The following is a 19,989-nucleotide window of genomic DNA, read 5'->3' as shown; positions in this document are numbered from 1 at the left end:
CGCGGATCTACCAGATCTATCAACAGACTTAGCGAGGAGCGCGACCATGCACGAGATTCCTAATCTCCCCTTCCCAAGCCTGCACGAACCTGAGCAGACGACCACGCAGCAAGCCGGAGCCCAACAGCCCGAGCCGAAAGAAGCCACTGGCAGCCGCCAGGCTGACAGAGAAGACTGAAACACCCGCCGTACAGACCGTGTGGAAAGCGCTAACATGCGCTTTCCACACTGCCTGAAAGAGTCTTTACCCATGACCGATGAATTCAGCGAAGCGCAGGCCAGCGTCCTGATCGGCACCGCCGAGAAAATGATCGAGATCTGGAATCGCCTCTCCCCCGAGAAACAAGCCGCCTTGCTCGCCCGCTTCGGCACCCAGGAAAATGCGCTGGCCGCCCTGGTCACCACGCAGCTGGTCGCTCCCGTCAAACCTGAATGACAGCGCCCGGCAAATAGTTTTACTTTTTCACAACCTGCGACCGTCCACACCGCTATCATAAGCAGCCTATCTATCCTGCTTTACCGTGGACCTTTACCCATGCCTGAAAACCAGCGCCCCCTGGCGGTCACGCTGCAAGTCGTTTCCATCGTCCTTTTCACCTTCATCGGCTACCTGAACATCGGCATCCCCCTGGCCGTATTGCCCGGTTACGTCCACAGCGACCTGGGGTTCGGCGCGGTGATCGCGGGCCTGGTGATCAGCGTGCAATACCTGGCCACCCTGCTCAGCCGCCCCTATGCAGGGAAGATCATCGACAACAAGGGCAGCAAACTGGCCGTGATGTATGGCCTGGCCGGTTGCGGCTTGAGTGGTGTGTTCATGTTGATCTCGGCCTGGACCCAGAGCCTGCCGGCCTTGAGCCTGTTCAGCCTGCTGATCGGCCGTCTGGTTCTCGGCAGCGCGGAAAGCCTGGTGGGCTCGGGCTCGATTGGCTGGGGCATCGGCCGGGTCGGCGCGGCGAATACGGCCAAAGTCATTTCGTGGAACGGAATCGCCAGCTATGGCGCACTGGCCGTCGGCGCGCCCTTGGGTGTTTTGCTCGTCCATCGACTGGGCTTGTGGAGCATGGGCGTAAGCATTGTGTTGCTGGCCGTGCTCGGCCTGCTGCTGGCCTGGCCGAAAACCGCCACGCCGATCGTTGCCGGTGAGCGCCTGCCGTTCATCCACGTGCTCGGGCGGGTCTTCCCCCACGGCTGCGGACTGGCCCTGGGCTCCATTGGTTTTGGCACCATCGCCACCTTCATCACCCTGTATTACGCCACGCAACACTGGGATAACGCCGTGCTGTGCCTGAGCCTGTTCGGCGCCAGCTTCATCAGCGCGCGCTTGCTGTTCGGCAACCTGATCAACCGCCTCGGCGGCTTTCGCGTCGCCATTGCCTGCCTGTCAGTGGAAACACTCGGGTTGCTGTTGCTGTGGCTGGCACCAGATGCACATTGGGCTCTGGCGGGAGCGGCGCTGAGCGGTTTTGGCTTTTCGCTGGTGTTTCCGGCGCTGGGGGTGGAAGCGGTCAACCTGGTCCCGGCCTCCAGCCGTGGCGCAGCCGTCGGCGCCTATTCGCTGTTCATCGACTTGTCGCTGGGGATCACCGGGCCGCTCGCCGGCGCCATTGCGGCCGGATTCGGGTTCGCTTCGATCTTCCTGTTCGCTGCCTTCGCCGCCTTGAGCGGATTGATACTGAGCCTTTACTTGTATTGGCAGGCGCCAAAGCAACGAGAAACGCGGGATGTCCGTTAGAAATCGACCTTGCCGCGCCCGGCCTTGATGTTGCCTCGCTTGCTCTTGGACTCGAGGCGACGGGTCTTCGAGCCGAGTGTCGGCTTGGTCGGACGGCGCTTTTTCTCGACCTTGGTGGCACTGAGGATCAACTCGGTCAGCCGCAACAGTGCATCGGCGCGGTTCTGCTCCTGCGTGCGGTACTGCTGGGCCTTGATGATCAACACACCGTCGCTGGTGATGCGGCTGTCGCGTAGCGCCAGTAGCCGCTCCTTGTAGAACTCGGGCAGGGACGACGCCGGAATGTCGAAGCGCAGGTGCACGGCACTGGAGACCTTGTTGACGTTCTGCCCACCGGCGCCCTGAGCGCGAATGGCCGTCAACTCGATCTCGGCATCCGGCAGATGCACGTTGTTGGAAATGACCAGCATGAAAAAAAATCCGTAAACAGAGTGGGCAGGATACGCCATTTCGCTGCCGCGTATTGACCCTGCCCGGAACAACTGAATGAGATTCAGCTGTTTTAATGCCTTACATTCGGGAACATATCCAGCCAGCGTCCCAGGTCACTAAAAGCCTATCCTGAGTTTTGAATGGAATTCACCCCACCGAACTCTGGAGTTCATTAGCCAACAATGAATATCTATATAGTGTCTGCACACCCGGAACCCACGTCATTCACCAACAGTCTGGTAACAACCGCGAGCGATACGTTCGAAGCCCAGGGACATCGTGTCAGGGTCAACGACCTGTATGCGCAGAACTTCGATGCCTGCGAGCACGCCCGACACTTTCAGCAACGCAAGGACAGCCAGCGCTTCGACGTACAGGCCGAGCAGCGCTTCGGTTACGAGAACGGAACCTTGCCCGCACAGGTGGCGCAGGAACTGGCGGCCATTGACTGGGCCGATCTGCTGGTTATCCAGTTTCCCCTGTGGTGGTTCGGCGCCCCCGCAATGCTCAAGGGCTGGATGGATCGAGTATTGGTTTACGGCGGCCTTTACTCGAGTGAACAGCGCTTCGAGCAAGGGGTATGCCGAGGCAAAAAAGTACTTCTGTGCGTCACCACCGGCTCATCGGCAGACGAGTGCGCGCCCAATGGTCGAGAGGGCAACACCCATATGCTGTTATGGCCGATTCAGTACGCCTTCCGTTACGTTGGCTTCGAGGTGCTCCAGGCTCACCTGATTCACGGCATCTGGGCGGGTTGCACGGCAGCCGGGCGTGATCTTGAGGAGGAACTGCAACGCTACCGTTCGCACTGTTGCAACATCGATCAAGCAGCGGTACTTCCCTTCAACTCGCCCGATGACTGGGACGAACATGGCCAGTTGAAACAGGGCGCGCCGAGTTACACGCCTTTTATTCAACACAGTCATAATTAAAATTCGCTGAACATTACGTCCAGGCAACTATTCTTACCCGCGAGCCTTACAACTTCATACAACAAAAACCCGGCACAAGGCCGGGTTTTTGTTATTGCTCGATGCCTTTAGTTAACAGCAGGCGTGGCATTCGACACGTGCTGTGCACTGCGCTTGTTCTTGATCCAGTAGCAGACCCACATGAACACCAGCCACACTGGAATCGCATACACCGATGTCTGAATCCCCGGAATCAACAGCATCACGCCAAGGACGAACACCACGAACGCCAGGCAGATGTAGTTGCCGTACGGATACCACAGGGCCTTGAACAGCGGCGTCTGTTTGGTCTTGTTCATGTGCTGGCGGAACTTGAAGTGCGAGTAGCTGATCATCGCCCAGTTGATCACCAGGGTGGCCACCACCAGCGACATCAGCAGTTCCAGCGCGTTTTGCGGGATCAGGTAGTTCAGCAGTACCGCGATCAGGGTCACGGCGGCCGAGGCCAGAATCGAGCGCACCGGCACGCCGCGCTTGTCGATCTTCGCCAGACCTTTCGGCGCATCGCCCTGCTCGGCCATGCCCAGCAGCATGCGGCTGTTGCAGTAGGTGCCGCTGTTGTACACCGACAACGCCGCAGTCAGGACCACGAAGTTGAGGATGTGCGCGGCGGTGTTGCTGCCCAGCATCGAGAACACTTGCACGAACGGGCTGCCGCTGTAGGAATCACCGGAGGCGTTGAGGGTGGTCAGCAAGCTGTCCCACGGGGTCAACGACAGCAGGATGACCAGGGCACCGATGTAGAAAATCAGGATCCGGTAGATCACCTGGTTGATGGCTTTCGGGATCACGGTTTTCGGCTTGTCGGCTTCCGCTGCGGTGAAACCGAGCATTTCCAGGCCGCCAAAGGAAAACATGATGAAAGCCATGGCCATCACCAGGCCGCTGACGCCGTTCGGGAAGAAGCCACCGTGGGACCACAGGTTACTGACCGCCGCTTGCGGGCCGCCATTGCCGCTGACCAGCAGGTAGCTGCCCAGGGCAATCATGCCGACGATCGCCACGACCTTGATGATCGCAAACCAGAACTCGGCCTCGCCGAACACTTTGACGTTGGCCAGGTTGATCGCGTTGATCAGCACGAAGAAGGCCGCTGCGGAGACCCAGGTCGGGATGTCCGGCGCCCAGTAGTGGATGTATTTGCCGACCGCAGTCAGCTCGGACATGCCCACCAGAATGTACAGAATCCAGCAGTTCCAGCCCGACAGGAAGCCGGCAAAGCCGCCCCAGTACTTGTGCGCAAAATGGCTGAAGGAGCCGGCCACCGGATCTTCGACGATCATTTCGCCCAGTTGGCGCATGATCATGAAGGCGATGAAGCCGCAGATGGCGTAGCCGAGGATCATCGACGGGCCGGCGGATTTCAGTACCCCTGCCGAGCCGAGGAACAAACCGGTACCGATCGCGCCACCGAGGGCGATCAATTGAATGTGGCGATTTTTCAGGCCGCGTTTCAGCTCGCCTGATTGCGGGTGTTGTCCACTCATGAAAAGGGTCTCACGCAAGGTTTGATGATGTTCAGTAGACGTTGCTGCTCAAGAAAAGCGTTAAGCGGCACCGATCAAACCCCAGCGCAGGCACCAGGAGTTCAGCGTATTTACAACGGTCATGCGTCACCTGTTTGTTTTTATCTGCGACGAAATCGAACCCGACACGCTCGTGACGCGACGGAGTGAACAAGGCGGATAGCCTTGAGGTTTGCGCAGGTGCGCAGGAGGTCACAGGTAAAACGCGGCGCATTGTACACCTGTAACCCCCTGCTGACAGACCCGCTGGACAAGCGTGCCTATGGCCGGGATTGCCTGTGTCCGCCCCGAGGTGCTCGGGCGGCTGCAAAAAAAGGGTCAGATCCTTGCGGATCATCGACGGGAAAGGCAGGAAAACCGCCCCTCGCAGAGAGATGGAGATGGAATACGGCGTTCATTGCGCCTCCTTTTTGTTATGCACCTGCACGACAGGCATGGCGCGCATAACACCCTGCATGGAGCGGGGAAACAAGCGGGCTAGGGGGTCGGATGTAGGAAGGAAGGCGCTGACGCGTAAGAGTTTTCTTACGGAATCCAGGAGGTGGCGAATCCACGGGGTTAATCGGTGGATTTTGTCAGGTTTTCTTTACACGACGTAAATTAGCGTTTCCACATTGAAGCTCTCGGTGCGGCGACTGACGCCATCACGAGCAAGCTCGCTCCCACATTTTGATCGCGATTCTCCAAGCAAACTCATTTCCCTGTGGGAGCGAGCTTGCTCGCGATGGCGTACTCAAACACAACACAGACACAAAGCCTGGCAAAAAAAAACGCCAACCCGAAGATTGACGTTTTTTACCTGGAGTTTTCAGCTTACAGCTGCCTCACTCCGGCTTGCGACGACCAAAGCCCGGACGCTGGCCGGAACCGGCTGGTGCGCCACGGCGCTTGCCCGATGGCGTGTCACCGTCGACCAGTTTGATCCCCGGACGCTTCGGTGCAGGCTTGGCCGGGCGCTTGGTGTCGACCGGACGGTCCGCCACCGGCGTACCACGACCTTCGCCACGCTCGCTACGGCCGTTGGCCGGACGTGGCGTGCGTGGACCGCGTTCCCCGTCCTGACGGGCGGCTGGCTTGCGACCTGGACGCTCGCCTTCGATCTGCGGCTCGCGGTTTTCACGCGGGGCAGCAGGCCCGCCATTCGCTGGACGCAGGGTGCGCACGCGCTCGGTCCTGGCCATCGGCCGCGACGATTTACGCTGCATCCGGTCGAGCTTGTCCTTGCTCTTGGCGTTGAGTTGCGGCATGGCTACCGGCGTCAGGCCAACTTCGGCGCTGAGAATGTCGACTTCGTACTGGCTCATTTCACGCCAGCGGCCCATCGGCAGGTCAGAGTTGAGGAACACCGGGCCGAAACGCACGCGCTTCAGACGGCTGACCACCAGGCCCTGGGATTCCCACAGGCGACGCACTTCACGGTTACGACCTTCCATCACCACGCAGTGGTACCAGTGGTTGAAACCTTCGCCACCTGGCGCCTGCTTGATGTCGGTGAACCTGGCCGGGCCATCTTCAAGGACAACGCCAGCCTTCAGGCGCTCGATCATCTCGTCGTCGACTTCACCGCGTACACGCACGGCGTACTCGCGGTCCATCTCGTAGGACGGGTGCATCAAACGGTTGGCCAGTTCACCGTCGGTGGTGAACATCAGCAAACCGGTGGTATTGATGTCGAGACGGCCGATGTTGATCCAGCGCCCTTCTTTCGGACGCGGCAGCTTGTCGAACACCGTCGGACGACCTTCAGGGTCGACACGGGTGCAGATTTCGCCGTCGGGCTTGTTGTACATGATCACGCGGCGGACCGACTCGGCGGCCTCTTCACGCTTGATCACCTTGCCATCGATGGTGATGGCGTCGTGCATATCGACACGCTGACCAAGGGTGGCGTCTTTGCCGTTGACCTTGATGCGGCCGTGGCTGATCCAGGCTTCCACGTCACGGCGCGAGCCGACGCCGATACGGGCGAGGACTTTCTGCAGTTTTTCGCCTGCTGGGCCGATTGGCTGGTCGTCTTGCTGGTCTTTGATACTCATCTGGGCACCTCCCGGTGTGGTCTGAAAACTGGGTACTTGGGCGAAGGGATCGCCGAAGGGTCGCGAATCATACGCGCATGCGGGCGTTTGCGCATCAGAGACTAGCTGATCAATGCAAGGTTATTTGTTTTTCCGCTGACCGGTGACACGCAGCTTGCTTGCGAACACAAAACCCTGTGGGAGCGAGCTTGCTCGCGATAGCGGTTTTTCAGTCACATTGATGTTGAATGTACTGCCGCCATCGCGAGCAAGCTCGCTCCCACAGTGAATATCCATTGTTCATGAGAATTGCATCAGTCTTCGAACTGGCGGCGCTCGGCTTCGATGGCTTCCGCCAGGGCCTGGGCCTCGGCCTCTTCGTCCGAAAGCTCCGGCTCGGGTTTCGGCTGTTCGAGGGCAGCCACGGCGGCCAGGAGTTTTTCCCGGGCTTCGGCAACGCCAAGGATGTCGTCGTCCTGCTCCGGTTCAATTTCCGGCTCAGGCTCGCCTTCCGACTCAGTCTCGGGCTGCGCCGCTTCGACTTCCGGTTCGATAACCGACTGTTCCGGATCGAATTCAGGCGACGCACCATCACGCAGCAAATCGTCGAAGTCGGTCTTGAGCCCCTCCTCCATGCTGTCCAGTTCCAGCAACAGCGTGTGGAAACTGGTTTCTTCCTTCGGCTCTTCCTGCTCGGCGCTGGCGTCGGCCAACTCCTGAAGCCCGGCGGGTACGGGCGCGTCATCGAAATCGAGCACCGGATCCGGTTCCAGCTCGCGCAGTTCCGCCAGCGGCGGCAGGTCGTCGAGGTTCTTCAGGTTGAAGTGATCGAGGAACGCCTTGGTGGTCGCGAACATCGCCGGTTTGCCGGGCACGTCACGGTAGCCGACGATGCGGATCCACTCGCGCTCCATCAGCGTCTTGACGATGTTGCTGTTGACCGCCACACCCCGCACGTCTTCGATTTCGCCACGGGTAATCGGTTGGCGATAGGCGATCAGGGCCATGGTTTCCAGCATGGCACGGGAGTAACGCTGCGGGCGCTCTTCCCACAGACGCCCGACCCAAGGCGCAAATTTCTCGCGAATTTGCAGGCGATAACCCGAGGCCACTTCCTTGAGTTCAAAGGCGCGGCCATCGCAGGACTTGGCCAGAATCGCCAGGGCCTTCTTGAAGACCGGCGGCTCCGGGCGCTCGCCTTCCTCGAAGAGTTCGAACAGGCTTTCCAGAGATTGCGGCTTTCCCGAAGCCAACAGAAAGGCTTCGAGCAAGGGTGCCAGATCACGGGGTTCACTCAGGTTCATGTTTCGACTCGTTATTCGGCTCGGGCTCGCACGTGGATCGCGGCAAATGGCTCATTCTGCACCAGCTCGACCAGGGATTCCTTGACCAACTCAAGGATCGCCATGAAGGTCACCACCACCCCCAGGCGCCCTTCTTCAGCGGTGAACAGCTCGACAAACGGCACGAAACCGCCGCCCTTGAGGCGTTCAAGCACATCGCTCATACGCTCGCGGGTCGACAGCGCCTCGCGGCTGACCTGATGGCTTTCGAACATATCGCCACGGCGCAACACCTCGGCCATGGACAACAGCAGCTCTGACAAGCGCACGTCCGGCAACAGCTTGCGCGCCCGGGCTTGCGGGGCGTCAAGCTTGGGCACCACCACATCACGGCCAACGCGACTCAGCCCATCGATGCCTTCGGCGGCAGCCTTGAAACGCTCGTATTCCTGCAAGCGGCGGATCAGTTCGGCGCGCGGGTCTTCCTCTTCGTCTTCGACGGTTTCGGCCCGTGGCAGCAGCATCCGCGACTTGATCTCGGCCAGCATCGCGGCCATCACCAGGTATTCGGCGGCCAGTTCCAGGCGCACCGACTGCATCAACTCGACGTAGCCCATGTACTGGCGGGTGATTTCCGCCACCGGGATGTCGAGAATGTTGATGTTCTGTTTGCGGATCAGGTACAGCAGCAGGTCGAGGGGCCCTTCGAAGGCTTCGAGGAAGACCTCGAGGGCATCCGGCGGAATGTACAGGTCCAGCGGCATTTCCATGACCGCCTGGCCATAGACCATGGCGAAGGGCAGTTCCTGCTGGGCTCCGGCCTGACTGTCGACGGGTTCTACTGCGGACATCTAGGCCTCGACCATGAACGGCGCAGGGTCGCCGCAGCCAACGCGGATGACTTCCGGCTCGCCGTCGGCGAGGTTGATCACGGTGGACGCCTTGATCCCGCCGAAGCCGCCGTCGATGATCAGATCAACCTGATGTTCGAGCAGCTGGCGCATTTCATAGGGATCGAACATAGGGTCGGTTTCACCGGGCATGATCAGACTCACGCTCATCAACGGCTCGCCGAGCTGCTCCAGCAGTGCCAGGGCAATCGGATGGCTTGGCACCCGCAGGCCGATGGTGCGCTTCTTCGGGTGCAACAACAGTCGCGGTACTTCGCGGGTGGCGTTGAGAATGAACGTGTACGGCCCCGGCAAGTGGGCCTTGAGCAAGCGGAAAGTGCCGGTGTCGATCTTGGCAAACAGCCCCAGTTGCGACAGATCGCAGCAAATCAGCGCGAAGTTGTGCTTTTCATCCAGCCCGCGCAAACGTCGCACGCGCTCCACAGCCACTTTGTCGCCGATCTGGCAACCAATGGCGTAGGAAGAGTCTGTGGGATAAATCACCACCCCGCCCTTGCGGATGATCTCGACTGCCTGTTTTATCAGGCGCGCTTGCGGGTTTTCCGGATGAATCTGGAAAAATTGACTCACATTCTCTACCTGTTCAGACGGCGGCAATAACTGGGTCATGTTTGAATCGACACCATAGTGGTGGCAGATCCTCCGGGAGTGGCCGGTATTCACCGATCTCCGACCAGCCTCCAGGGCCATGAAAATCACTGCCGGCGCTGACCAGCAGACCGAACTCGCGGGCCAGAATGGCCAGGCTGCCCACTTGCTCGGCAGGCTGGTAACCATTGACCACTTCGATGGCGTGGCCCCCTGCTTGAATATAGTCGGCAATCAGGCGACGACGCTTGCTTCGGGTAAATTCGTAGTGCCAGGGGTGTGCCAGGCTGACCCAGGCTTTGGCTGCGCGCAGGGTTTCGACGGTTTCTTCCAGGGTCGGCCAGTGTTGCTTGACGTCGCCCAGCTTGCCAGCACCCAGCCATTTACGGAACGCCTCGGCGCGATCCTTGACGAAACCTTCACGCACCATCCAGTCGGCGAAATGCGGGCGGGCCGGCGCGTTACCGCTGTCGCCCAGCTCCTGCTGGATCTTGCGGGCGCCTTCCAGCGCCCCCGGCATACCTTTGAGCGCGAGTTTGCGGCTGATTTCCTCGGAGCGCAGCCAGCGGCCATCATGCAATCTGGCGATGGCCTCGACCAACGGCGCGGCGTTCACGTCAAAACCGTAGCCCAGGACATGAATGGTCGCGCCGCCCCAGGTGCAGGACAATTCGACGCCATTGACCAGTTGCATCCCCAGCGCGGTGGCCGCGTGGCGGGCCTCGTCAAGGCCTTCAAGGGTGTCGTGATCGGTCAGGGCCAGGACTCGCACGCCTTTCTCGTACGCCCGCGCCACCAGAACCGCAGGCGCCAGGGCGCCATCGGAGGCCGTGCTATGGCAGTGCAAATCAACATTCACAGGGCTTTGTAACCTCAAATCAGCTGGCGCTATCGCACGCCCATATGTTTGTTATTATGCCGCCACATCCTGCTTCTGGCTGCCACTGTGAAACAATTCATCGATTTCATCCCGCTCCTGCTGTTTTTCATCGTCTTCAAGATCGATCCACGGGTCGTCGACATCGCCGGCCATGAGGTCACTCTAGGCGGTATTTACAGCGCCACCGCGATGCTGATCGTCAGCTCCCTGGTGGTCTACGGCACACTGTTCATCAAACAGCGCAAGCTGGAGAAGAGCCAGTGGCTGACCCTGATCGCCTGCCTGGTCTTCGGTAGCCTGACCCTGGCGTTCCACAGCGAGACTTTCCTGAAGTGGAAAGCCCCGGTGGTCAACTGGCTGTTCGCCCTGGCGTTCATCGGCAGCCACTTCGTCGGTGACAGCCTGCTGATCAAGCGCATCATGGGCCACGCGCTGACCTTGCCGGAGCCGGTCTGGACGCGCCTGAACATCGCCTGGATCGCCTTCTTCCTGTTTTGCGGTGCCGCCAACCTGTTTGTCGCGTTCACCTTCCAGAGCTACTGGGTCGACTTCAAGGTCTTCGGCAGCCTGGGCATGACTTTGCTGTTCCTGGTCGGCCAGGGCATCTACCTGTCCCGCCATCTGCACGATGCCGATACCACTACGCCAAAAACCGAGGACTGACATGCTTTACGCAATCATTGCCACAGACGTCGCCAACTCCCTGGAAGCCCGCCTGGCCGCACGGCCTGCGCACCTCGAGCGCCTGCAAGTGCTCAAGGGCGAAGGTCGCATCGTTCTGGCCGGTCCAAATCCGGCGGTCGACAGCAATGATCCGGGCGCGGCGGGTTTCACCGGCAGCCTGATCGTCGCCGAATTCGATTCCCTGAGCGCCGCCCAGGCCTGGGCCGACGCTGATCCGTACATCGCCGCAGGCGTCTATGCCAACGTTCTGGTCAAGCCGTTCAAGCAAGTCCTTCCGTAACTTTCTTCTCGCAATTGCCCCCACGCGATGAACCTTGTCGGTTCATCGCGCTCTCAATCGCTCATTATTCTCGTTTGCCTGCCGACAACCTGCCCAATACTCGTCTTGGAATCAGGAGTCGCGATGCGCAAGGGTCCGTTGTGTCTGATGTTGGTCACGTTGTCGATCGGGGCGCCCGCCCACGGTGAGGAAAGTGTCGAGGGCGGTAATTCGACGCCGCTTTCCTTGAGCGCCGGCAGCCAGATCACCGAGTTGCAGCAACGCTTGAAAGAAAGCGAACGGCAACGGGATGAACTGAGCAAACAATTGCAAACTGCCGATGGCGAACGCGAAAGCCCGCTGCTGGCCCGGTTGCGCCAGGAGAACCAGCGCTTGAAGCTGCAACTCAAGGAAGCCCAGGCCAGCAGTCCGCTGCCGCGCCTGCTGACCGACCAGCAACAATGGTTTGTCATTGGCGCCGGGGTAGCGCTATTGGCTCTGCTCTGCGGTATCTTCGCCAGTGGAGCAAGTCGAAAACGTCGACAATGGCTAAATTGAGTGAGTCATGAGCGAGCTGTTACTTATTGATGATGATCAGGAGCTGTGTGAGCTCCTGAGCAGTTGGCTGAGCCAGGAAGGGTTTCAGGTACGTGCCTGTCACGACGGCCAGAGCGCGCGCCGTGCACTGACCGAAACCGCCCCGGCGGCCGTGGTTCTGGATGTGATGTTGCCCGATGGTAGCGGCCTGGAACTGCTCAAGCAGTTGCGCAGCGATCACCCGGATCTGCCGGTGCTGATGCTCTCGGCCCGGGGCGAGCCCCTGGACCGCATCCTCGGCCTGGAGCTCGGCGCCGACGATTACCTGGCCAAACCCTGCGATCCACGGGAACTGACCGCCCGCCTGCGCGCTGTGCTGCGTCGTAGCCACCCGGCAGCGGTGTCCAGCCAGATGGAACTGGGCGACCTGTGTTTCAGCCCGGTGCGCGGCGTGGTCAGCATCGATGAGCAAGAGTTCACCCTCACTGTTTCCGAAAGCCGCCTGCTGGAAGCCCTGCTCAAGCAACCCGGCGAACCCCTGGACAAACAGGAACTGGCGCAGATCGCTCTCGGTCGCAAGCTGACCCTGTACGACCGCAGCCTGGACATGCACGTCAGCAACCTGCGCAAGAAGATCGGCCCACACCCCGATGGTCGACCGCGCATCGTCGCCCTGCGCAGCCGCGGCTACTACTACAGCCTCTGATCCCCGTATACGGGTTTGTCAGGTCGGCGGAAAACCGTCTTTACCCAAGCTTTACCCTCCGCTGACCGCCGCTGACCTTGATCTGCGTAATCTGTATTCATCCGGAACGTACCGGGAACGAGACAAGGAGATTCACCATGCGCAAGACTCTTATCGCTCTGATGTTCGCTGCTGCCCTGCCGACCGTTGCCATGGCCATGCCTGAAGGCACCGGCCCGATGGATGGGCCGATGGACGGTTCGCGCCACGGCGGTCAGATGCACGGCATGCACGGCAAAGGCCCCTACAGTGAACTGGACCTGAGCCGCGAACAGCGCGAGCAGATCCGCAAGATCATGGGCGAGCAGATGCACGAGCGTAAGCAACTGGTCGAGAAGTACCTGGAGAAACTCTCGCCAGCCGACCAGAAAGCCATGAAAGACGAGATGGCCGCTAACCACAAGAAAGCTGAAGCGGACGTGCGCGCCTTGCTGAAACCGGATCAACAGAAGAAATTCGACGAGATCCAGAAAAAACAGGCCGAACGCCGCGCCGAGTGGGCCGAGTTCAAAGCCTGGAAAGCGCAACAACAGCAAAAAGCGCAATAATGCGCTGACCCGGGACCCGACGGCCAAGCACCGTTGGGTCTGACACCACACCTATCACTGTGGGAGCGAGCCTGCTCGCGATAGCGTCAGCACGTTCAACATCAACGTGACTGAAAGACCGCCATCGTCGGAACGCCGCCCGGAGCAAGCTCGCTCCCACAGGGGTTGTGTTTGCCTGAGGATTTTCCGTGCGTTCATTGTTCTGGCGTATCCTGGCCAGCTTCTGGCTGGCCATCGCTCTGGTTGCAGGGCTTTCCATCCTGCTCGGGCACATGCTCAACCAGGACGCATGGATTCTCAGCCGCCACCCGGGCCTCAACACGCTGGCCGAACAGTGGACGCAAACCTACGAAAGTCAGGGCGAAGACGCCGCCCAGGACATTCTCCAGCAACGCAAACGCCAGTATCACATCGACGTTCAGGTGCTCAACGAAAGTGGCGACCCTGTAGTGCGCGGCACCTTCCCCAAACGTGCGGCGGCCTTTGAGGCGCGACAGAACAACAATGACCGGCGCCTGCCGTGGCGGCGTCTGACCGATGAGTTCACCAGCGAAAAAACCGGTGACACCTACCTGTTCATCTACCGCATTCCGCACCCGGAACTGGACGCCTGGCACCGCGAGAGCCTGCTCTGGCCGCTCAGTGCGCTGGGGATCGCCCTGGTGGTGCTGACCCTGTTCAGTCTGCTCGTGACCTTTTCCATCACCCGCCCGCTCAGCCGTCTGCGTGGCGCGGTGCATGACCTTGGCCAAACCACCTATCAACAAAACAGCCTGGTCAAACTGGCCAACCGTCGCGATGAGTTCGGCGTCCTGGCCAACGACTTCAACCGTATGGGCGCGCGCCTGCAAAGCCTGATTGGCAGTCAGCGGCAACTGCTGCGGGATGTGTCCCACGAACTGCGTTCGCCCCTCGCTCGCCTGCGTATCGCACTGGCGCTGGCCGAACGGGCCACCGCGCAGGAACGGGAACAGCTCTGGCCGCGCCTGACCCGTGAGTGCGACCGACTGGAGGCGCTGATCAGCGAAATCCTGGTACTGGCGCGGGTCGATTCCGATAACGCCAGTGCCGAAGAGGTGGATCTGAACGCCTTGCTTTATACCCTGCAGAAGGACGCGCAACTCGGTTCACCCGAGCAACTCGTCCACCTTGAAGCCGAGTCGCAACTGAATCTGAAGGGCTGGCCGACCATGATCGAACGGGCCGTCGACAACTTGCTGCGCAACGCCCAGCGCTTCAATCCGGTGGGTGGCCTGCCGATCGAAATGCAGGCGCTACGTCAGGGTGAGCGGATCGTCGTGACCGTGCGCGATCACGGGCCGGGGGTCAGTGCCGAAAACCTCAGCCAGCTCGGTGAGCCGTTCTATCGGGCACCGGGACAGACCGCCGCCGGACATGGCCTGGGCCTGGCCATTGCCCGGCGAGCAGCGGAGCGACATGGCGGCAGCCTGGTGCTGGCCAATCACCCGGAGGGCGGGTTCATTGCCAGTCTGGAATTGCCGTTGGTGCCGGGGGCTGTCGTGCAACCCTGATCCCGGTTTGAACTACAGAGATCTACTGTGGGAGCGAGCTTGCTCGCGATAGCGTTAGCACCTTCAACATCAACGTGACTGAAAAACCGCCATCGCGAGCAAGCTCGCTCCCACAGGTTTTGTGGTGTCAGACTTTGCCAGGCCAGGCGCTGACGAATTCGGCCAGGTCGACCTTCTCGGCCACTCGCGGTTCTTTCTGCGGCGTGCCCAGATACAGGAAGGCAATCACCTGTTCCCCCTCCGTCAAGCCAAGCCCCTTGGCCACATGGGGCGAGTAAGCCAGGTCACCGGTACGCCACACCGCACCGATGCCCTGCGCATAGGCCGCCAGCAAAATCCCGTGGGCCGCACAGCCCGCCGCCAGCAACTGCTCGGACTTCGGATACTTGACGTGATCCTGCAACCGCGCAATCACCACTACCACCAGCGGTGCCCGCAGCGGACCATTGCGTGCCTTGTCGATGGCCGCTTCGCTGATTTCTGCGTCCGAAAGCTTCGCCGCTTCGGCCAGCAACTCGCCCATTTGCTCGCGCGCCGCGCCTTCCACCGTCAAGAAGCGCCACGGCTGCAAGTGACCGTGATCCGGGGCGCGCATGGCGGCGCCGAACAGCACTTCGCGCTGTTCGGCAGTGGGCGCAGGGTCAATCAGTCGTGGAACGGAAACACGGTTGAGCAAAGCGTCGAGAGCCTGCATCGGCCACCTCCTGAAAAATTTGTGCGGCTATTCTAGCGGCAACTGCCGCAGTAGTGCCGGTTTACATGCCCTGCCTCGCGGGTAGAATGGCGCCCTTTCCACTATCAGCCGAGCGGACCTCATGGCGTTGCCGACCTTACGGATCATTGGTTTCATCATCGGCATCTTCCTGATCACGCTGGCGATCTCCATGGTCGTACCCATGGCCACGCTGGTCATTTTCGACCGCACCAGCGATCTGCCGTCGTTCCTCTGGGCCAGCATGATCACCTTTGTCGCCGGTTTGGCGCTGGTGATTCCGGGGCGCCCAGAGCATATTCACCTGCGCCCCCGGGACATGTACCTGCTGACCGTCAGCAGTTGGCTGGTGGTGTGTATCTTCGCCGCGCTGCCGTTCCTGCTGACCCAGCACATCAGTTACACCGATTCATTCTTCGAAAGCATGTCCGGCATCACCGCCACCGGTTCGACCGTGCTCAGCGGCCTGGACAGCATGTCCCCCGGCATTCTGATGTGGCGCTCCCTGCTGCACTGGCTGGGTGGCATCGGTTTCATCGGCATGGCGGTGGCGATTCTGCCGCTGCTGCGCATCGGTGGCATGCGGCTGTTCCAGACCGAATCGTCGGATCGCTCGGAAAAAGTCATGCCCCGCTCGCACATGGTGGCGCGCCTGATCGTGGCGGCGTACGTCGGCATTACCATTGTCGGCAGCCTGGCGTTCTGGTGGGCCGGAATGAGCCCGTTCGATGCGGTCAACCACGCGATGTCGGCGATTTCCACCGGCGGCTTCTCCACCTCCGACCAGTCTTTGGCCAAGTGGCCGGAACCTGCGGTGCATTGGGTCGCGATCGTCATCATGATTCTCGGTGCCCTGCCGTTCACCCTGTATGTCGCCATGTTGCGTGGTAACCGTCGGGCGCTGATCAAGGATGAACAGGTTCAAGGCCTGCTCGGCATGCTGCTGGTGACCTGGCTGGTGCTCGGCACCTGGTATTGGTGGACGACCCAACTGCATTGGCTGGAGGCGTTGCGGCATGTGGCGCTGAACGTGACGTCGGTGGTGACGACGACCGGTTTCGCACTGGGGGACTACAGCCTGTGGGGTAATTTCTCGCTGATGCTGTTCTTCTATCTGGGGTTTGTCGGCGGCTGCTCCGGCTCGACCGCGGGCGGCATCAAGATTTTCCGCTTCCAGGTGGCCTATATCCTGCTCAAGGCCAACCTTAACCAGCTGATCCACCCGCGGGCGGTGATCAAGCAGAAGTACAACGGTCACCGCCTCGACGAAGAAATCGTGCGTTCGATCCTGACCTTTTCGTTTTTCTTCGCAATCACCATCTGTGTGATTGCGCTACTGCTGTCGCTGCTCGGCGTGGACTGGATGACCGCCCTCACCGGCGCGGCCAGTACCGTGTCCGGTGTCGGCCCGGGGCTCGGCGAAACCATCGGCCCGGCGGGTAACTTCGCCACCCTGCCGGATGCCGCCAAGTGGATTCTGTCGTTCGGCATGCTGCTGGGCCGACTGGAGATCATTACGGTGTTTGTGCTGTGTATTCCAGCATTTTGGCGTCATTGACTGCTTCAGATGTTTGCATCAGCCGCATCCGGTACTCGCCGGGTGTGGCGTCGAACCAGCGACGGAAAGCGCGGAAGAAGTTGCTCGGATCGGCGAAACCCAGCAAGTAGGCGATTTCCAGCAAGGTCATGGCCGGTTGTGCCAGGTACTGCTCGGCCAGTTCACGCCGGGTATCGTCCAGCAGCACTTGAAAACTGGTGCCCTCTTCCTGCAAACGCCGTTGCAAGGTGCGCTGGGACAGATGCAGCGTCTGCGCCACCGTATCGCGCTTGGGCTCGCCCTGGGGCAACAGGCGACACAACACCTGCCGCGCCTGGTGGGTCACCCGGTTTTCGGAAAAGCGCGTCAGGTACTCGCCGGCAAAGCGGTCATGCAGCAAGGCCATCGCCTCGTTGGCCGTCGGCAGTGGCGCTTCCATGTCCGCGCGTTCGAAAATCAGCGCATCGTAAGGCGCGTTGAATAGCAGCGGTGCATGGAAGGCTTGTTTATAGGGTTCAAGGTTGACCGGCTCGGCGCCTTGCAACAGCACTTTGCGTGGATGCAACGTACGCCCGGTCAACCAGCCGCACAGCGCCAGGGCACAGGCCAGCGAAGCTTCGGCGCTTTGCCGGGTCGGCGGCAGATGATCGCCATGCACCGTCAGAATCAGCGCATAGCCTTCTTCCAGCAGCTTGAAACTCAGGTCGGCACTTTCGGCGATGATTCGCTGATAGCGCACCAGACGCTGAAAGCCTTCAGCGAGAGTCTGGCTGGACATCAAGGCGTAACCGGCCACATGAAACTGCGCCGGTCGCACCACCTTGCCCATGTTCAGGCCGATGGCCGGATTGCCGGACAGCTCGACCGCGCGCTGCCACAGCCGTGTCATGGAGTCTTGCGGGAAACGTGCATCGGGATCATCCAGTGCCGCATAGTCGAGCCCCAGCTGTTTGAACAGAACCCGACAATCCAGGCCGTCCATCTCCAGCGCTTTGACAATCCCCATCGCCCAGCTTGCAGAAGTCGTTCGTTCGCTCATGGCGTTTTCTTACATGGTGGCCGAATGCTACGGCTATTGACCGAAGGATACTAAAGTGGCGCCTATTGTCACTGGCTGATGCCATTGATCACTCTAGACTCAAATAAGCTACCCGCMGAACAACTTGCAGCAAGAACAGTAACCACAGAGATCGCTGTCGTGGAAAACGTCAAACGATTCAACAGCTTCGCAGAGTTCTATCCTTACTACCTCAGTGAGCACAGCAACAGCACCTGCCGCCGTTTACACTTTATCGGCACGACCCTGGTTATCTTGATTCTGACGCTGACCATCGGTCGCGGAGCATGGATGCTGTTGTGGGCCCTGCCACTGGCAGGCTACAGCTTTGCCTGGGTCGGGCATTTCTTCTTCGAGAAGAACCGCCCGGCAACATTCCAGCATCCCTTCTATAGCCTGCTTGGCGATTTTGTCATGTACCGGGACATGGTTATGGGGCGCGTTCCGTTCTAGCTGACTTGCGTCACAAGAGAGTTGCCGATGAATGCCAATGCCCGCTTCACCCACATGAAGGACGGCACGCAAGAAGACTGGGCGATCATTGCCGCGGACTTCAGTGCCTACGCAAGACAATTGCCAACACGGATTGTGGCGCACCTGAAGCTGCTGGAGGGTGATTTCGGTGGTTTCCCGCTGGATCGCCTGACCCACTCCCTGCAAACCGCCACCCGCGCCTGGCGCGATGGTCGCAACGAGGAGTACGTGGTCTGTGCCCTGCTCCATGACATCGGCGACACCCTGGGCTCCTACAACCACCCGGATATCGCGGCGGCGATTCTCAAGCCGTTCGTCAGCGCCGAGAACTTGTGGATGGTGGAAAAGCACGGGATTTTCCAGGGCTACTACTTCTTCCATCACCTGGGCATGGATCGGCATCTGCGTGAGCAATTCCAGGACCATCCGCAGTACCAGGCGACCGTCGAGTTCTGTGCCAGGTACGATGCGGCGGCGTTTGACCCGGCATATGACACGCTGCCATTGAGCTTTTTCGAGCCGATGATGGAGCGGTTGTTTGCACACCCCAGGAGCTCGATTTACAAGGCGGCGATGGAAGAGCATTTGCCAGCCTGACAGATCCAGCGGGACCGCTTCGCGGTCCATCGCGAGCAGGCTCGCTCCTACAGGGTTTTGCGGCGCGAGCAGATTCTGTATTCACCAAAAATCTACTGTAGGAGCGAGCCTGCTCGCGATGAGGCCCGCAGGGACACAGTGATTATCAAGCCAGCTCCGCAACCTTGGCCGCCTTCATCTGCGCCTCCCGCGCCTGAGCATCCGCCAGGCGATACAACTCGATCGTGCCATCCCAGTGCTCGATCAGCGCCGTGCACGACTCCACCCAGTCGCCGCAATTGAGGTAGTCCACCTCGCCGACCTTGCGAATCTCGGCATGGTGAATGTGCCCGCACACCACGCCGTGCAGTTCGCGTTTGACGCATTCATGGGCGATGGCTTCTTCGAAGTCGCTGATGAAGCTGACCGCTGTTTTCACCTTGTGCTTGAGGTAGGCCGACAGCGACCAGTAGCCGTAGCCATATCGTGCGCGCCAATGATTGAGCCAGCGGTTGAGGGTCAGGGTGAATTCGTAGGCCGAGTCACCGAGAAAGGCCAGCCAGCGATGGTAACGGGTGATCACATCGAACTGGTCGCCATGGATTACCAGCAGATGCCGGCCGTCGGCGGTGACGTGCACTGCTTCGTCCACCAACTGGATATTGCCCAGGATCAGTTTCGAATAACGGCGCAGGAATTCGTCGTGGTTGCCGGTGACATAGATCACCTCGGTGCCACGCTTGCTCATGGTCAACAGGCGACGGATCACGTTGGTATGCGCTTGCGGCCAGTACATGCCGCCGCGCAGTTTCCAGCCGTCGATGATGTCGCCGACCAGATAGATCTTGTCTGCGTGATAACCCTTGAGAAACTGCGACAGGTGTTCAGCCTGACAGTCCCTCGTGCCCAAATGCACGTCGGAAATCCATAGCGTCCGCACACGTTGCTTACGGGTGGGTTTGGCAACCTCGGCGCTGGTCATGGGCA

At 60.3% G+C, this 19,989-nt stretch carries 23 protein-coding genes; 13 read left to right on the top strand and 10 right to left on the bottom strand.

Annotated features, from left to right (window positions below):
• Nucleotides 1–46: 46 nt before the first annotated feature.
• From AC1DU9_RS08570 to AC1DU9_RS08560, 3 genes are all read left to right on the top strand, one after another.
• Nucleotides 47–178: a hypothetical protein gene (locus AC1DU9_RS08570; protein WP_263289743.1), complete on the top strand. Its 132-nt coding sequence runs from the start codon at nt 47–49 to the stop codon at nt 176–178.
• 72 nt (nt 179–250) lie between these two features.
• Nucleotides 251–436: a hypothetical protein gene (locus tag AC1DU9_RS08565; protein ID WP_108218605.1), complete on the top strand. Its 186-nt coding sequence runs from the start codon at nt 251–253 to the stop codon at nt 434–436.
• A 99-nt stretch (nt 437–535) separates the two neighbouring features.
• Nucleotides 536–1,735: an MFS transporter gene (locus AC1DU9_RS08560; protein ID WP_223461296.1), complete on the top strand. Its 1,200-nt coding sequence runs from the start codon at nt 536–538 to the stop codon at nt 1,733–1,735.
• On the opposite strand, the gene arfB is transcribed toward AC1DU9_RS08560, so the two are convergent.
• Entirely contained in the window at nt 1,732–2,145 is a 414-nt protein-coding gene (gene arfB, locus AC1DU9_RS08555) for an alternative ribosome rescue aminoacyl-tRNA hydrolase ArfB (protein WP_008021374.1), read from the bottom strand. The two genes, AC1DU9_RS08560 and arfB, sit on opposite strands and share 4 nt — an antisense overlap.
• 204 nt (nt 2,146–2,349) lie before the next feature.
• On the opposite strand from arfB, the gene AC1DU9_RS08550 reads away from it, so the two are divergent.
• The gene (locus AC1DU9_RS08550) at nt 2,350–3,099 is read left to right on the top strand and encodes an NAD(P)H-dependent oxidoreductase (protein WP_223461294.1); all 750 of its coding nucleotides are present in this window, start codon (nt 2,350–2,352) and stop codon (nt 3,097–3,099) included.
• Nucleotides 3,100–3,206: 107 nt separating this feature from the next.
• On the opposite strand, the gene AC1DU9_RS08545 is transcribed toward AC1DU9_RS08550, so the two are convergent.
• The 6 genes from AC1DU9_RS08545 to AC1DU9_RS08520 form a co-directional block, all read right to left on the bottom strand.
• Nucleotides 3,207–4,625 (bottom strand): amino acid permease, encoded by a 1,419-nt coding sequence (locus tag AC1DU9_RS08545; protein WP_223461292.1) that lies wholly within the window; start codon nt 4,623–4,625, stop codon nt 3,207–3,209.
• Nucleotides 4,626–5,488: 863 nt separating this feature from the next.
• Entirely contained in the window at nt 5,489–6,700 is a 1,212-nt protein-coding gene (gene rluB / locus AC1DU9_RS08540) for a 23S rRNA pseudouridine(2605) synthase RluB (RefSeq protein ID WP_223461290.1), read from the bottom strand.
• A 293-nt stretch (nt 6,701–6,993) separates the two neighbouring features.
• A complete protein-coding gene (gene scpB, locus AC1DU9_RS08535) occupies nt 6,994–7,983 on the bottom strand; it encodes an SMC-Scp complex subunit ScpB (RefSeq protein ID WP_223461288.1) in 990 nt (329 codons plus the stop codon).
• 11 nt (nt 7,984–7,994) lie between these two features.
• Nucleotides 7,995–8,753, bottom strand: a complete 759-nt coding sequence (locus tag AC1DU9_RS08530; protein ID WP_223461458.1) for a segregation and condensation protein A — start codon at nt 8,751–8,753, stop codon at nt 7,995–7,997.
• A 60-nt stretch (nt 8,754–8,813) separates the two neighbouring features.
• Entirely contained in the window at nt 8,814–9,443 is a 630-nt protein-coding gene (locus tag AC1DU9_RS08525; protein ID WP_108218704.1) for an L-threonylcarbamoyladenylate synthase, read from the bottom strand.
• A 13-nt stretch (nt 9,444–9,456) separates the two neighbouring features.
• Nucleotides 9,457–10,320: a PHP domain-containing protein gene (locus tag AC1DU9_RS08520; RefSeq protein ID WP_223461286.1), complete on the bottom strand. Its 864-nt coding sequence runs from the start codon at nt 10,318–10,320 to the stop codon at nt 9,457–9,459.
• Nucleotides 10,321–10,407: 87 nt separating this feature from the next.
• Here AC1DU9_RS08520 and AC1DU9_RS08515 point away from each other — a divergent pair, with 87 nt between their 5' ends.
• The 6 genes from AC1DU9_RS08515 (at nt 10,408) to AC1DU9_RS08490 (ending at nt 14,646) form a co-directional block, all read left to right on the top strand.
• The gene (locus AC1DU9_RS08515; protein ID WP_223461284.1) at nt 10,408–11,004 is read left to right on the top strand and encodes a septation protein A; all 597 of its coding nucleotides are present in this window, start codon (nt 10,408–10,410) and stop codon (nt 11,002–11,004) included.
• A 1-nt stretch (nt 11,005) separates the two neighbouring features.
• Nucleotides 11,006–11,305 (top strand): YciI family protein, encoded by a 300-nt coding sequence (locus AC1DU9_RS08510; protein WP_108218598.1) that lies wholly within the window; start codon nt 11,006–11,008, stop codon nt 11,303–11,305.
• A gap of 123 nt (nt 11,306–11,428) precedes the next feature.
• Nucleotides 11,429–11,842: an SH3 domain-containing protein gene (locus AC1DU9_RS08505; RefSeq protein WP_223461282.1), complete on the top strand. Its 414-nt coding sequence runs from the start codon at nt 11,429–11,431 to the stop codon at nt 11,840–11,842.
• A gap of 7 nt (nt 11,843–11,849) precedes the next feature.
• Nucleotides 11,850–12,527 carry a response regulator transcription factor gene (locus AC1DU9_RS08500; RefSeq protein ID WP_223461280.1) on the top strand — a complete coding sequence of 226 codons (678 nt, stop codon included), beginning with the start codon at nt 11,850–11,852 and terminating at the stop codon, nt 12,525–12,527.
• Nucleotides 12,528–12,664: 137 nt separating this feature from the next.
• The gene (locus tag AC1DU9_RS08495; protein WP_223461278.1) at nt 12,665–13,114 is read left to right on the top strand and encodes a Spy/CpxP family protein refolding chaperone; all 450 of its coding nucleotides are present in this window, start codon (nt 12,665–12,667) and stop codon (nt 13,112–13,114) included.
• A 188-nt stretch (nt 13,115–13,302) separates the two neighbouring features.
• The gene (locus AC1DU9_RS08490; protein WP_317851122.1) at nt 13,303–14,646 is read left to right on the top strand and encodes a sensor histidine kinase; all 1,344 of its coding nucleotides are present in this window, start codon (nt 13,303–13,305) and stop codon (nt 14,644–14,646) included.
• A 127-nt stretch (nt 14,647–14,773) separates the two neighbouring features.
• Here the strand turns inward: AC1DU9_RS08490 and AC1DU9_RS08485 are convergent, their stop codons facing one another.
• Complete coding sequence (locus AC1DU9_RS08485; protein ID WP_223461276.1) at nt 14,774–15,340, bottom strand: NAD(P)H nitroreductase; 567 nt, start codon at nt 15,338–15,340, stop codon at nt 14,774–14,776.
• Nucleotides 15,341–15,461: 121 nt separating this feature from the next.
• Here AC1DU9_RS08485 and AC1DU9_RS08480 point away from each other — a divergent pair, with 121 nt between their 5' ends.
• Nucleotides 15,462–16,916, top strand: a complete 1,455-nt coding sequence (locus AC1DU9_RS08480) for a TrkH family potassium uptake protein (protein ID WP_223461274.1) — start codon at nt 15,462–15,464, stop codon at nt 16,914–16,916.
• On the opposite strand, the gene AC1DU9_RS08475 is transcribed toward AC1DU9_RS08480, so the two are convergent.
• Entirely contained in the window at nt 16,873–17,934 is a 1,062-nt protein-coding gene (locus AC1DU9_RS08475) for an AraC family transcriptional regulator (protein ID WP_223461272.1), read from the bottom strand. The two genes, AC1DU9_RS08480 and AC1DU9_RS08475, sit on opposite strands and share 44 nt — an antisense overlap.
• A gap of 159 nt (nt 17,935–18,093) precedes the next feature.
• Between AC1DU9_RS08475 and AC1DU9_RS08470 the strand changes: the two genes are divergently transcribed.
• Both AC1DU9_RS08470 and AC1DU9_RS08465 read left to right on the top strand, forming a co-directional pair.
• The gene (locus tag AC1DU9_RS08470) at nt 18,094–18,405 is read left to right on the top strand and encodes an Mpo1-like protein (RefSeq protein WP_223461270.1); all 312 of its coding nucleotides are present in this window, start codon (nt 18,094–18,096) and stop codon (nt 18,403–18,405) included.
• 27 nt (nt 18,406–18,432) lie between these two features.
• A complete protein-coding gene (locus AC1DU9_RS08465) occupies nt 18,433–19,023 on the top strand; it encodes an HD domain-containing protein (RefSeq protein ID WP_223461269.1) in 591 nt (196 codons plus the stop codon).
• 145 nt (nt 19,024–19,168) lie between these two features.
• On the opposite strand, the gene AC1DU9_RS08460 is transcribed toward AC1DU9_RS08465, so the two are convergent.
• Complete coding sequence (locus AC1DU9_RS08460; RefSeq protein ID WP_223461267.1) at nt 19,169–19,984, bottom strand: UDP-2,3-diacylglucosamine diphosphatase; 816 nt, start codon at nt 19,982–19,984, stop codon at nt 19,169–19,171.
• Nucleotides 19,985–19,989: the final 5 nt, after the last annotated feature.

The sequence above is a fragment of the Pseudomonas sp. P4_C1 genome, from assembly GCF_056402155.1.
Note: the sequence above shows the minus strand (reverse complement) of the source record. Positions and strands in the feature narration are given on the sequence as shown.

Bases quoted from the DNA above. Each gene is read 5' to 3' on its own strand.
- AC1DU9_RS08480 (WP_223461274.1), top strand. From the start codon at position 15,462: ATGGCGTTGCCGACCTTACGGATCATTGGTTTCATCATCGGCATCTTC.
- AC1DU9_RS08485 (WP_223461276.1), bottom strand. From the start codon at position 15,340: ATGCAGGCTCTCGACGCTTTGCTCAACCGTGTTTCCGTTCCACGACTG.
- scpB (WP_223461288.1), bottom strand. From the start codon at position 7,983: ATGAACCTGAGTGAACCCCGTGATCTGGCACCCTTGCTCGAAGCCTTT.
- AC1DU9_RS08565 (WP_108218605.1), top strand. From the start codon at position 251: ATGACCGATGAATTCAGCGAAGCGCAGGCCAGCGTCCTGATCGGCACC.
- AC1DU9_RS08550 (WP_223461294.1), top strand. From the start codon at position 2,350: ATGAATATCTATATAGTGTCTGCACACCCGGAACCCACGTCATTCACC.
- AC1DU9_RS08545 (WP_223461292.1), bottom strand. From the start codon at position 4,625: ATGAGTGGACAACACCCGCAATCAGGCGAGCTGAAACGCGGCCTGAAA.
- AC1DU9_RS08510 (WP_108218598.1), top strand. From the start codon at position 11,006: ATGCTTTACGCAATCATTGCCACAGACGTCGCCAACTCCCTGGAAGCC.
- AC1DU9_RS08475 (WP_223461272.1), bottom strand. From the start codon at position 17,934: ATGAGCGAACGAACGACTTCTGCAAGCTGGGCGATGGGGATTGTCAAA.
- rluB (WP_223461290.1), bottom strand. From the start codon at position 6,700: ATGAGTATCAAAGACCAGCAAGACGACCAGCCAATCGGCCCAGCAGGC.
- AC1DU9_RS08505 (WP_223461282.1), top strand. From the start codon at position 11,429: ATGCGCAAGGGTCCGTTGTGTCTGATGTTGGTCACGTTGTCGATCGGG.
- AC1DU9_RS08560 (WP_223461296.1), top strand. From the start codon at position 536: ATGCCTGAAAACCAGCGCCCCCTGGCGGTCACGCTGCAAGTCGTTTCC.
- AC1DU9_RS08500 (WP_223461280.1), top strand. From the start codon at position 11,850: ATGAGCGAGCTGTTACTTATTGATGATGATCAGGAGCTGTGTGAGCTC.
- AC1DU9_RS08530 (WP_223461458.1), bottom strand. From the start codon at position 8,753: ATGGTCTATGGCCAGGCGGTCATGGAAATGCCGCTGGACCTGTACATT.
- AC1DU9_RS08460 (WP_223461267.1), bottom strand. From the start codon at position 19,984: ATGACCAGCGCCGAGGTTGCCAAACCCACCCGTAAGCAACGTGTGCGG.
- AC1DU9_RS08495 (WP_223461278.1), top strand. From the start codon at position 12,665: ATGCGCAAGACTCTTATCGCTCTGATGTTCGCTGCTGCCCTGCCGACC.
- arfB (WP_008021374.1), bottom strand. From the start codon at position 2,145: ATGCTGGTCATTTCCAACAACGTGCATCTGCCGGATGCCGAGATCGAG.
- AC1DU9_RS08465 (WP_223461269.1), top strand. From the start codon at position 18,433: ATGAATGCCAATGCCCGCTTCACCCACATGAAGGACGGCACGCAAGAA.
- AC1DU9_RS08570 (WP_263289743.1), top strand. From the start codon at position 47: ATGCACGAGATTCCTAATCTCCCCTTCCCAAGCCTGCACGAACCTGAG.